Genomic DNA, 11,634 nt, shown 5'->3' on the forward strand with positions numbered 1-11,634 from the left:
TTCTGAAGCGTGGTTTGTTGCGCGTGGTTGTTCCGGAAGCCTGTGTGAAGCGCCGGCGCTTCAGGCCTCCGAAGCCAGGTTCCGCCGTCGGACCCACACTCCTAGGAGCAGGACCACGGCGACCATCAGAGGCGCTGAATAAAGGAGGATTCCGTTTTCGCCGGATGGGTCGTAAACCTCGGGCCTGGGCCAAGCGAGGTTGACCACCATCAGGGCCCCATAGAGAACGGCGAGGATATTTACCGGGAGCCCCCAGCGTCCCAGGGAGAACAGTCCTTCCGGCAGCGCCTGCCCCACCCGGTTCCAGTCTCCGCGGAGCCTGTTGAGGAGCTGCGGCACGGTGACCAGGAGGTAGGCGATGTAGACCATGACGATGCAGACGCTGCAGAGGGTGGTGAACAGGGCCGCGTTGCCAACGTTGATGGCAAGGACGCCGACGGCCAGGGCACCGATGGCGATCGACGGCCACATGGGGGTGCCGCGGGTGGGGTGGACCGAGGAGAGCAGGGCGGATGCGGGCAGCTTGCCGTCGCGTGCCATGGAAAACACCAGCCGGGAACCGGCGGTCTGGATGGCCAGGGTGCAGACGAAGATAGCGATGGCTACGTCCACCAGGAGGACCTTGCCCCAGAACGTGCCCAGGACGGCGGTGAGGACGTAGGGCAGGCCCTCCGTGGCGAGGCGACCGTCGTCGAGGCTGGGTGCGGCCATCAGGGCGGTGATGATCATCAGGGCCCCGCCGATGCCGGAAATGAGCAGGGCTGAGAGGATGGTGCGCGGAGCCGTGCGGCGCGGGTCCTTGGTTTCTTCCGAGAGCTCGCCGGCGGAGTTGAAGCCCACCATGACGTAGGCAGCCATCAGGCCGGAGACAAGGAAGGCTCCCACGGCGCCGAGGTCCGAGCCCTGAAGCACCGTGGTATCCGCGACGACCTCAGGTCCGCGCTGGGCCGCGCTGATGAGGGCGAGGATAACGGCCGCGACGCCCACGATCTCGCAGGTGACGCCCACTGAGTTTACGTGGGCCATGAGCTTCACGCCGAGTGAGTTGATGATGGTGGTGGCCACCAGGAGCACTGCTCCGAGGATGACGGCGTTGGCGGCACCGCTGACGGTGTTGAGCGCGGGGTCGCCGCCAACAATCTGGAAGCCGTCCCAGAGCTGGGGCAGCACCACCTGCAGGGCGATTGCGGCGGCTGCGGCGGTCACCACCTGGGCAATGGCCATGAACCAGCCGGCGAACCAGCCCACGCCCTCTCCCCCGACGCGGCGGGCCCACTGGTACACGGCTCCGGACAACGGGTAGCGGGCTGCCAGTTCGGCAAAGTTCAGGGCCACGAGGAGCTGGCCCACCAGGACCACCGGCCAGGTCCAGAAGAAGGCCGGACCCGCGAAGGAGTAGCCGAAGGCGAACAGCTGGAAGATGGTGGTCAGGATCGAGACGAACGAAAAGCCGGCAGCAAAGGAAGCGTAGCGGCCGAGTTTCCGGTGGAGGGTGGGTTCGTAGCCAAGGGACGTCAGATCCGCGTCGTCCGCGTGGACGGCGGGAGCAATGGTTGAGGTCATCGGATTCTCCAGGGGCTGGAATGGCGGGGGGCCGCCGGTTCTGCAGCACTCGGCCGAAAGCTGCTGCGGAATACCGGTCAATTGATAGTTTTCCAGTGCGATGTCCCCAACGAGTTTCGCCTCTGTAAAAGGCGCATAGACATCTTGTTTCTGCTGTATTTCCGGATCCTCACCTACGGACCGGGCGGCGAAGGCTTGCCCGTCTGGGTGCAAGAATGATGCCGTGACTTCAGCCGGACCGGGACGCCCCCGCAGCCAACAGCCCTCCAGGCCAGGAGCAACTGCCCGGGACGAAATCCTGGATGCGGCGGCCGAGCTTTTCACGACGCACGGCTTCGCCAACACCTCCACCCGGTCCATTGCCGACGCCGTGGGGATCAGGCAGTCCTCGCTTTACCACCACTTCAAGACCAAGAACGACATCCTGGAGGACCTGCTTGAGGGCACCGTGCTGGCCGGGCTGGCGTTTGCCCGCGTGGTTGCTGCACTGCCCCACAGTGAGGGAACTCCGGGAAGCCGGCTTCACGCCGTCGCCCTTTATGACGGCACGCAACTGTGCAGCTCCCGCTGGAACCTCGGAGTCCTGTACCACCTGCCCGAAGCCCGCGGCGGCAGGTTCGCACGGTTCCTGGCGGACCGGCAGGAACTGCGCAACCTGTACGGGGAACTGGGCGCCCTCCTGGCCCCTGCCGGCCCTGCCGCAGCTTCGGGGAACCCGGGCGATCTTGCGTTCCGCCTCGTCGAATCCCTGGTCAACCTGCGGGCTGACGGAATGGCAACATCCGATTCTCCGCTTCAGGCGGCCGATGCCGGGCTCATCCTGTGCGGGCTGGGCAATGAACTGCCAGCCATCCGGGGCCAGAGCACTGCGCTCATCGCACGCCTGGGCTGAACAATCCGTGCGCCCGCTGCGGCTTCTGTCTCCATGGAGGGCAACGTCCATGGTGCCTGCATGCAGGTTGCTCGGCTAGGCTCGGAACATGACGCGCGAGAACATCAAGACCCCCGACGGCGGCACACTCGAGCTCTTCTCCACGGGCGCGGAACTCGCGTCCGCAGGCTCCGGCGTGGTGGTGGTGCCGGCCTCCATGGTGACTGCGGCCGACTACACCAAGTTTGCGCAGAAACTCAGCGCAGCCCTGGGCCGCCCGGTGCACACGTTCAACCGCCGCGGCCGCGGTTCTTCCTCGCCCCAGGCCGAGGATTACACCCTTGACGCGGACATCCGGGACCTCGACGCGGTGATGAAGCACACGTCCAGCACCGACGTCTTCGGCCACAGCTTCGGTGGCGCCGTGGCCCTGCACGCGGCCCGCACGCTTCCCGTGGAACGGCTGGCAGTCTATGACCCCGCCGTCTCCGTCAACCACAGTGTCAAGGCCGACTGGACGGCCGAATACGAACGTGCCACCGCCGCCGGAGACGACGACCGCGCCCTGGCCGTGCTGACCAAGGGCCTGGAAACCGGCGGCGCATTCTCGCGGATGCCGCTGTCCATGCTCACCATCGCCAACAAGCTAACCGCCGGCACGCATGTGGGCAAGCAGATGCGCGAACTGATGCGCACCGGCGTCCGGGAAATCAAGGCGATCATCGCCGCGGACATGCCGGCCGAACCGTTCCTGGAACTGCCCCTGGAAACCCTGATCGTGGTGGGCGAAAAGAGCCCGGCGTACTTCGGGGTGGCGTGCGGCCAGATCCACGATGTCCTGTCCGGCTCCAGCTACACCATCCTGCAGGGCTCCGGCCACGACGGCGTGCTCCGCGCCCCGGACAAGCTCATTACCGAACTCAGCGACTTCTTCGCCGGCTGACCCCCGGCCTCCGCCGCGCGGCGGGCCACTAGAGTGTCGGTGTGGACAACCGGACGCTCTTCAGCGCGGCAGCGGCAGTTGCGGCAGCCGCCCTCGCGGGCTGGGTTCCCTTTCACATTGCCAGGACCCTGGTCACCCCGGTGGAGCAACGTCCTGAACGGATCAGGGTTACGGCTGCCGGTGACGGCACCGTGACCCTCGTGGCTGATCGGGACACGGCGTCTCCAGGCGTCTTCAGCCTCTACTGGGGCAAACGCACCGGTCATGCCCGGATCGGTCCCGTGGTATCCAGGGACCGGAAGGCCGGCACGGTCACCCGGCGCGTGGAGGCCGTCGACAGCGGCCGGCTCACGCCGGGCACCAGGGGCTACTGGTCAGGTTATGTCTACCCGGACCCTGAAGCGGCCGGCCTTCCTTTCGAGGACGTCACCCTCCCGGGACCGGCACCGGCATGGCTGATCCCCGGCACCGATCAGGGTTCGTGGGTTATCCATATCCACGGCCTCGGCGGCCGGCGGACCACCGGTCTTCGCACAGCACCGTTCTTCCATCGGCGGGGGCTCAGCCAACTGCTCATCTCCTTTCGCGGAGACGGTGACGCTCCCCCGACGCCGGACGGCAAACACCACCTCGGGGCCAGCGAGCAGGCCGATGTTGAGGCAGCCCTGGCCTTCGTTGCAGGGCGGGGTGCTACGTCGGTCATCCTGTCGGGCTGGTCTCTGGGTGCCACCATGGCGCTGGCCGCAGCGCACACATCCGAACACCGGGATCTGATCTCTGGCCTCGTGCTGACCGCGCCCGTCCTGGACTGGCACCGGACGCTGTTGGCCAACTCAGCAGCTGCGCGACTGCCCGCCGCCTTGGCAATCGGAGCGTCGCGGGTGCTTGGCGGTCCCCTGCACCGGCTGGTCGGCCTGCATCAGCCATTGGACCTCCGGGCTTTGGATTTCACGCAGGTTCCGCCGCCGGTTCCGGTGATCATCCTTCATGGCGGAGACGATGCCCGCACGCCGATCCGCATCAGCGAGGACTACACCGCCCGCTTCCCTGATCCCGTAAGCCTGGTCAGGTTCCCGGCCTGCCGGCACACGCAGGAGTGGAACAGCTGGCCGGGGCTCTGGGAAGAATCGGTGGCCCGCTGGATGCTGAAACTCCACCCCAACTAACTCGCAGAAAACGCACCCAAATCGCTCTTGAGTGCGTTGACTGCTGCCTTGATTGGGATCAGTGGCCGCCGTGGGCCGGGGCGGCGCCTTCCGTCTTGCGCATCATCGCTGAAAGTACGACGGCGGCGAGGGCTATAACGGTCGCCGTCAGGAACGCGGCGCTCATCCCCGCAACGAGGCCGGACGCGGCGGAGACCACGGCGAAGATGGACACCAGCAGGGCCGTGCCCGCGGCACCGGCGACCTGCTGCGTGGTGCTCATGATTGCCGAGCCGTGCGAGTACAGGTGCGGCGGCAGCGGGTTCAGGCCGGTGGTGAACGCAGGGGTGAACAGCAGCGCCAGGCCAAAGCTCAGCACAACGTGAAGGCTGACGATCCACCAGACCGCGGTGCCGGCGTCGAGCATGGAGAACTGCCACAGGGACAGCACCATCAGGACAGAACCGGTCACCGTGAGCGGCAGCGGGCCGACCTTGTCGAAAAGCCGGCCGATGAACGGGCCCAGCAGGCCCATCGCCAGGCCGCCCGGGAGCAGGGCCAGGCCGGTTTCCAGCGAACCGAGGCCGCGGATCTCCTGCAGGTAGAGCGGCAGCAGGATCACGCCGCCGAACAGCGCCATCATGGCCACCACCATCAGCAGCACGGACACGGTGAACATGCGGAAGTTGAAGGCGCGCAGGTCCAGCAGCGGGGCCTCGGCCTTCTGCAGCCGGAGCTGGCGCAGCACAAACACCGCCAGGCTGGCCACGCCGATAACCAGCGCGCCGATGGCCACCGGGCTCGGTCCGCCCTGGCCGCCGTGGCCGCCGCCGATCTGGCTGAGGCCGTAGACCAGGCCGCCGAAGGCCGGGACGGTCAGGAGCACGGAGAGGAAGTCGAGCTTGGTCTTCTCGGTTTCGCCAACGTTGGTGAGGTACTTGGCGCCGATGGCCAGTGCGGCCAGGGCCACCGGGAGGACGAACACAAACATAAAGCGCCACGTGAAGTGCTCCAGGATCAGGCCGGAGACCGTAGGGCCCATGGCCGGGGCCACGGAGATGGCGATGCTGACGTTGCCCATCACGGCGCCGCGCTTGGCGAGCGGAACCAGGGTGAGGATGGTGGTCATCAGCAGCGGCAGCATGATGGCCGTGCCGCCAGCCTGGACGATGCGGGCCAGGAGCAGGACTTCGAAGCCCGGCGCCACTGCAGCCAGCGCAGTTCCGCCCGCGAACAGGCCCATGGCCAGCATAAAGACGGCGCGCGTGGACAGGCTCTGGAGGATGAATCCAGTGGTGGGGATGACCACGGCCATGGTGAGCATAAAGCCGGTGGACAGCCACTGCACGGTGGGCGCGTCCACGCCGAGGTCCACCATCAGCCGCTGCAGGGCAACGTTCATGATGGTTTCGTTGAGGATCACCACGAATGTTGCCACCAGCAGCGTGGCGATGATGGTCACCGATTCGCGGGACATCTTCACCGGTGCGGACGGCTGCGCCTCAGCGGCCTGCACGGGCTCGCCGTGGGCGTCAGAAGAGACTTTTGTAGACATAAGTGTTCCCTCAGGGAGTTTGAGTTTGGTGGCAGGCGAGCATCGTCGCTGCAGATTCCAACACTCTACCCGGTGGAGTAATTCCTCCGGCGGGAATTTTTCTTAACCCAGGGGGAACAGTTCGGTTCAGGCGGTCTGGCCGGCGTGCCGGCCTTCCGAGATTTCCTCCACCAGCTTGCTGTTGAAGGCAGGCAGGTCTTTGGGGCTGCGGCTGGTGACCAGGCCCTGGTCCACCACCACTTCCTGGTCGCTCCAGTTGGCGCCGGCGTTCTTCAGGTCCGTCTGGAGCGTGTGGTACGAGGTGACGTTCCGGCCGCGGACCACTCCGGCGTCGATCAGGAGCCACGGTCCGTGGCAGATCGAAGCCACCGGTTTGTGCTGCTCAAAGAAGGTGCGGGTGAAGGCCTGGGCGTCCTTGTCCACGCGGAGGTGGTCTGCGTTCACAACCCCGCCGGGAAGCACCAGGGCGTCAAAGTCCGCCGCGTTGGCGTCGGCCACGGTCAGGTCGACGTCGAACGTGTCGCCCTTGTCCGTGCCCTTGAAGCCCTGCAGCTTGCCGCTCTTGAGGGCCACCAGGGTGGGTTCGCCGCCGGCGTCCTTGACCGCCTGCCATGGGCTGGTGAGTTCGACCTGCTCCACGCCGTCCGTCAACAGGAATGCGACTTTCTTGCCTGCGATGCTGTGTTCTGACATTTTTCCTCCTCTGGTGAGGCGGCCGCAGCACAGGGAAGCGCGCCGGTATCCGCCTGGAGAGTTGTTGTGCCTGACAGCATCCAGCCTAGGAAAGCCCAAAGTAATAAGCAAGCTGATTACTTTGGGCTTTCCCCGTACTCTTGCCCCGGGTCAGGAAACGGCGCGGATCCTCACGGCGATGAACTGCCGGCCCGGGAGCTCCACCCGGAACCGGCCTTCCGCCGTGCCGGGCAGGGTCTCCACGGTCATGTTCCAGGTGTCGATGATGTCCACCTGGTACTGCCGCCCGGCGGGCATCACGAAATTCCGGTACGTGGGCTGGTTGAAGCCAAAGTAGCTGAGCTCGTATTCGTACCGGATGCCGGCGGTGGGGACGTCCCAGGCGCTGGGCAGCGGGTCCAGGAATCCGCCGGGGGTCTCTTCCAGGATGCGGCGCAGGAACGCGATGCGTTGAGGGCTGGTGCCGTGGAATTCCCCGCCCTTGGCCCACCACAGGATGTCCCCGGCGTGCATGTAGGTTTCGCCGTGGCCCACGTAGCCGCCGCGGACCGCGCCCTCCCAGAACCGGCGGGTCATTTCCTCGCCAGTGATATTGCCCCAGCCCTGGTCGATGTTGCCTTCGTAGGCGCACTCATCGATGACCACCGGCTTCTGCCAGCGGTCCCGCCACTCCCCTGTGAATTCAGCGGTCTTGTGCACGTCCTGGCGCTGGATGCTGCTATGCGTGATCCAGGGCCGGCTGTAGTCGTAGAACGCGTGGCAGTTGTGGATGGACAGCAGGTGGCCGCTGGGGTCGTTGGCCTGGACAATGCCCGCGAACCGCTCCCAGTCCTCGGTGGTCTTGCGGAACAGCAGGTCGTATTCGTTGGCGAGCGACCACCAGATGTTCCGGTGTGACGCCAGCCGGGCCACCACATACTTGAGGTAGCGGTCGTCCTGGCCCGGGGTCATGGTGGAGAAGCCCCAGCGGTCGTAGGCGTGGAAGAGGATGAGGTCCGCCTCGATGCCGAGTTCGTCCAGCTGGCTGATGCGCTGTTCGAGGTGGCGGTAGAACGCCGGGTTGGGCCGCTCGTAGTCGAAGCCGCCGGCCAGGGAACCCTCGAACGGGTACAGGTCCGGTTCGTTCTCGTTGAACAGGTACGACTTGGGGAAGACGCACATCCGCATCTTGTTGAACGGCCCCGCGGCCAGGGTGTCCAGGGTCTGCTTTTCCAGGGCGTCGCCCTGGTGGGTCCAGGCGTAGGCCGTGGTGCCGATCGGCAGGTAGGGTGTGCCGTCGTCGTACGCGAAGTGGAAGGTGCTGGCCACGCGCACCACGCCCCGCACGCCCTCAGCGGCCTCCGCTGCGCTGAAGGCGCCGGTGATGCCGTCGAGCGAGCGGGCGTTGCTGGACGTGCTGAACGTCCAGTCCCCCGATTCCGGGACCAGGAGCCTGACCTTGTACGTCCCGTCGCCGTCGTAGAAACCGGGGACGCTGAGTACCTTGCCGGAGGGGGCGGTGAACACGGCCCGGAGGTCGACGTCGGTGAACGGGTTGCCGTGCGCGGGCCCGGCGAAGGTGACTTCGAAGCGTTCCTGCGCCGCCACCGTCGTGGGCAGCGAAACAGCCGCGCTGCCCCGCTCCACGGTTTCCGGCTCGTAGCCGGCAGCCGGGGCGGGTACGTCGACGGCGGCTGCCGCGGCGCGCTGCGCCACCGTGTCCTCCGGTTCCAGCCCGCCGATCAGGCGCAGAATCTCCGCCACCTCGGCGGGCTTCCCTTTCAGTGCTTCCTCGGTGCCCAGGATCATGCCCACCTCATGGAAGTACAGGGTGTGCAGCAGGGGGTTGTTGGTCAGCGTGGGGACATGCTCGCTCAGGATGCGGTTGCCTTCGGCGTGCCGCATCACGAAGTACAGCGGGCTCTCGGCGGTGAAAGTGGTCATCGGGGCCTTCTTTATTTGTGGATGTAAGGAGTTCAGGAGTTTTTAGGGATTTGGGCGGCGCGGTTGCCGGAGAGGGCAGCCAGGGCGGTGGCGATGTCCTTCTTGACGGCGGGCCGGGTGAAGATCAGGCTTTGGTCCAGCGTGGTCTGCCGGTACCAGACGGTGTCCTTGCGGAAGGCGGCAGCCCCTGCCGGATCATGGGCGTCGATGGCCCGCCAGACTGCCGCGTAGGCCTCGGGATCGTCCATGATGTCCGCGAGCGGGGTGTCCAGCGAGGCCGCGCCCGGCTCAGCTGCCGGCCCGGCGTCGGGAACGTCCCAGCTGTGCCGGCCCGAGCCCACAACAAACTCCGCGGAGCCGTCCGGGAGCGAGACCACAGCGGTGGTCCCCGGGGGCACCGTGGCGTCCACCAGGATCCGGTCCCCGACCCGCTTCCACGCGACCTTGGCCAGGCCGTAGGGCGTCTCATGCGACGTCGCCGCGTGCGTCAGGCTGTTCAGCGGGCGCGGTGCGATGCCCAGTTTCCGGTACCCTGGCGCCGACGGGGACAGGCCTGCCACGGTGCGGTGCATCCAGTCGGCGATGGCGCCCAGCGCGTAGTGGTTGAAGGAGGTCATTTCGCCGGGGTTGACGCTGCCGTCCTCGAGGATGGAGTCCCAGCGTTCCCAGATGGTGGTGGCACCCTGCGTCACGGGGTACAGCCAGGAAGGGCATTCGATCTGGGTGAGCAGCCGCTCGGCGGCATCCAGGTGGCCGGTGACGGTCAGTGCGTCGGCGATCAGCGGGGTGCCCACAAACCCGGTGGCGATCCGGTAGCCACCGAGCCGGGCGAGCTCGGCGAGCCGGCCGCCCAGGGCCTGGCGCTGGGCCGGGTCGGTGCTGATGCCGAACATCAGGGCCAGGGAGTAGGCCGTCTGCGCGTCCGAAACCATCCGGCCGGAAGGCGTCACGTACTCGGCCAGGAATGCCTGCCGGGTCTCCTCGGCGAGCGCCGCGTAGGTGCCGTGGTCTGCGTCGTTCCCCAGAATGGCGGCCGCCTGGGCCACGAGATTCAAAGAGCGGAAAAGGTAGGCGCTGGCAACGATGTCGCCGTGGGTGCGGGCGGCACCGGGCTTGTCCGGCGGTGCGGCGGGGTCGAGCCAGTCGCCGAGCTGCATCTGGCCCTGCCACAGACCGGAACTGTCCCTGACTTTGAGCAGGGCATCGGCCCAGTCCCGCATGCTGGCATACTGCCGGCGGAGCAGGCCCGTGTCGCCGAAGCGTTCAAACAGCACCCACGGGACCACCGTGGCGGCGTCGCCCCATGCGGCCACCGGCGATTCGAGCATGCCCAGCACGGACGGCACGATGATGGGGACCACGCCGTCGCGGTGGCCCTGTTCGAGCGAAAGGTCACGCAGCCAGGAATCCAGGAAGCCCAGCGAGTCATAGAGGTAGCTGGCGGTGGGGCTGAAGACCTGGATGTCGCCGGTCCAGCCCAGCCGCTCGTCACGCTGGGGGCAGTCGGTGGGCAGGGCCAGGAAGTTGCCGCGCATCCCCCAGAGGGCGTTTTCGTGCAGCCGGTTCAGCAGCGGGTCGGAGCACTCGAACCAGCCGGTGCGGCGCATGTCGTTGTGGATCACGACGGCGGTGATCGCCGCCGGGTCCAGCTCGCCGGGCCAGTTGTCCACCTGGGCGTAGCGGAAGCCGTGGAAGGTGAACCGCGGTTCCCATTCCTCCTCGACGGCTTCCGCACCGCCGTCCCCGACACCGCTCCCGGCCAGGGTGTAGGTGTCGGTGGCGGCCGCCTGGCGCAGCGGGCGGAGGGACAGTTCGCCGTCTTCGAGGACTTCGGCATGCCGGAGGGTGATGGTGCGGCCTGCCTCGCCGGTGACCCGGATCCTGAGGCGGCCCACCAGGTTCTGGCCGAAGTCCAGCACGGTGGCGCCGGAGGATGTGGTCAGGACATGCCTGACGGGCAGTTCCTCGATGCGGCGCACGGGCGGGGCGATGGCCGGCGTGGCCTCCGCCCAGTCCGCGTCTGGGTCGACGGCGGCCGGGAGCCAGTGTGCGTCGTCGAAGCCGGGTCTTGACCAGCCCGCTTCCGCACGACGGGCGTCTAAGGCTTCGCCGGCGTAAATGCCGCTGGACACCAGCGGGCCGCCCGTGAACGCCCGCCAGGACGGCCCGCTGACCACGGTTTCCCGCGTCCCGTCCGCGTATTCGAGGTGCAGCTCCACCTTGACCGCCGGCTGTTCGCCGTAGAACGGTTTGGCGAAGCCGTGGAAACCGTACTTTTCCGTGAACCAGCCGCCGGCCAGCCAGACGCCGATGGCGTTGGCGCCCGGAGTCAGCAGCGCCGTGACGTCTGTGGTTTCGTGGTTGAGCCGGTCCGCGTAGGCCGTCCAGCCCGGCTTGAGGATCTGGTCGTCCACTTCCGTGCCGTTGATTTCGGCCTGGTAGACGCCGTGTGCGGTGGCGAACAGGGTGGCCCTGGCCAGCCCCTCCCCCACCATGAATTCGCAGCGCAGCTGGCCGGGCTGGCCCAGCCGCTGCTCTTCCCCGGCCGGTGCCGGCAGACCGATGGCCGCTGCCTCCCACGGCCCGTCCACAAAGCCGCCCGCCAAAGCCAGCGGCGCGCTCCAGTCCGTGGTGCCGCCGTCGTTCCCCATGACCCTGACTTCCAACTCCACCTGTTCGCCCGCCGCGATAGGTGCGAAGGGCCACTCCACGAGCACGGACTCGGCGCCTCCGAGCACTGCCGCTTCCGTCGTTCCGCCGCGGCTGAGCCGGAGTTCGGCACCGGTCTGCTGCCAGTCCGTGCTCGCAGTGGCAGTGACCCAGCTGAGCCGGGGCCGCGGCTCAGCCACGAAGGGGGTGTCCGTCCGGTACTCCGCGGTCAACCGGCTCACGGCGGTCTGCTGGCGGGTGGCTGACTGCGGTGTCAGGGTCATGTTTGTCA

8 protein-coding genes are annotated in these 11,634 nt (G+C 67.3%); 3 read left to right on the forward strand and 5 right to left on the reverse strand.

Translation table 11 applies throughout. The features are described from left to right. Positions 1-60 precede the first annotated feature (60 nt). Complete coding sequence (locus tag ABV518_RS07960) at positions 61-1,563, reverse strand: amino acid permease (RefSeq protein ID WP_367766344.1); 1,503 nt, start codon at positions 1,561-1,563, stop codon at positions 61-63. A gap of 223 nt (positions 1,564-1,786) precedes the next feature. Between ABV518_RS07960 and ABV518_RS07965 the strand changes: the two genes are divergently transcribed. From ABV518_RS07965 to ABV518_RS07975, 3 genes are all read left to right on the forward strand, one after another. Further along, positions 1,787-2,455 carry a TetR/AcrR family transcriptional regulator gene (locus ABV518_RS07965; protein WP_367766345.1) on the forward strand — a complete coding sequence of 223 codons (669 nt, stop codon included), beginning with the start codon at positions 1,787-1,789 and terminating at the stop codon, positions 2,453-2,455. Between the two features lie 88 nt (positions 2,456-2,543). After that, positions 2,544-3,377 (forward strand): alpha/beta fold hydrolase, encoded by an 834-nt coding sequence (locus tag ABV518_RS07970; RefSeq protein WP_367766346.1) that lies wholly within the window; start codon positions 2,544-2,546, stop codon positions 3,375-3,377. A gap of 41 nt (positions 3,378-3,418) precedes the next feature. After that, complete coding sequence (locus tag ABV518_RS07975) at positions 3,419-4,543, forward strand: alpha/beta hydrolase family protein (RefSeq protein ID WP_367766347.1); 1,125 nt, start codon at positions 3,419-3,421, stop codon at positions 4,541-4,543. Between the two features lie 58 nt (positions 4,544-4,601). Here ABV518_RS07975 and ABV518_RS07980 read toward each other — a convergent pair whose 3' ends face one another. The 4 genes from ABV518_RS07980 to ABV518_RS07995 form a co-directional block, all read right to left on the reverse strand. Further along, on the reverse strand, positions 4,602-6,077 hold the full coding sequence (locus tag ABV518_RS07980; RefSeq protein WP_367766348.1) for a DHA2 family efflux MFS transporter permease subunit: 1,476 nt from the start codon (positions 6,075-6,077) through the stop codon (positions 4,602-4,604). 126 nt (positions 6,078-6,203) lie between these two features. Then, positions 6,204-6,770, reverse strand: a complete 567-nt coding sequence (locus ABV518_RS07985; protein ID WP_367766349.1) for a type 1 glutamine amidotransferase domain-containing protein — start codon at positions 6,768-6,770, stop codon at positions 6,204-6,206. Positions 6,771-6,920: 150 nt separating this feature from the next. Beyond that, a complete protein-coding gene (locus ABV518_RS07990) occupies positions 6,921-8,693 on the reverse strand; it encodes a DUF5605 domain-containing protein (RefSeq protein WP_367766350.1) in 1,773 nt (590 codons plus the stop codon). 32 nt (positions 8,694-8,725) lie between these two features. Beyond that, complete coding sequence (locus ABV518_RS07995) at positions 8,726-11,626, reverse strand: glycoside hydrolase family 78 protein (protein ID WP_367766576.1); 2,901 nt, start codon at positions 11,624-11,626, stop codon at positions 8,726-8,728. Between the last annotated feature and the right edge of the window lie 8 nt (positions 11,627-11,634).

The sequence above is a fragment of the Arthrobacter sp. HS15c genome (assembly GCF_040812005.1).
Lineage (GTDB): Bacteria > Actinomycetota > Actinomycetes > Actinomycetales > Micrococcaceae > Arthrobacter.

What these genes read in the sequence shown, in the direction of transcription:
- ABV518_RS07980 (WP_367766348.1), bottom strand. Translation starts at nt 6,077, where the DNA reads ATGTCTACAAAAGTCTCTTCTGACGCCCACGGCGAGCCCGTGCAGGCC.
- ABV518_RS07960 (WP_367766344.1), bottom strand. Translation starts at nt 1,563, where the DNA reads ATGACCTCAACCATTGCTCCCGCCGTCCACGCGGACGACGCGGATCTG.
- ABV518_RS07985 (WP_367766349.1), bottom strand. Translation starts at nt 6,770, where the DNA reads ATGTCAGAACACAGCATCGCAGGCAAGAAAGTCGCATTCCTGTTGACG.
- ABV518_RS07970 (WP_367766346.1), top strand. Translation starts at nt 2,544, where the DNA reads ATGACGCGCGAGAACATCAAGACCCCCGACGGCGGCACACTCGAGCTC.
- ABV518_RS07995 (WP_367766576.1), bottom strand. Translation starts at nt 11,626, where the DNA reads ATGACCCTGACACCGCAGTCAGCCACCCGCCAGCAGACCGCCGTGAGC.
- ABV518_RS07990 (WP_367766350.1), bottom strand. Translation starts at nt 8,693, where the DNA reads ATGACCACTTTCACCGCCGAGAGCCCGCTGTACTTCGTGATGCGGCAC.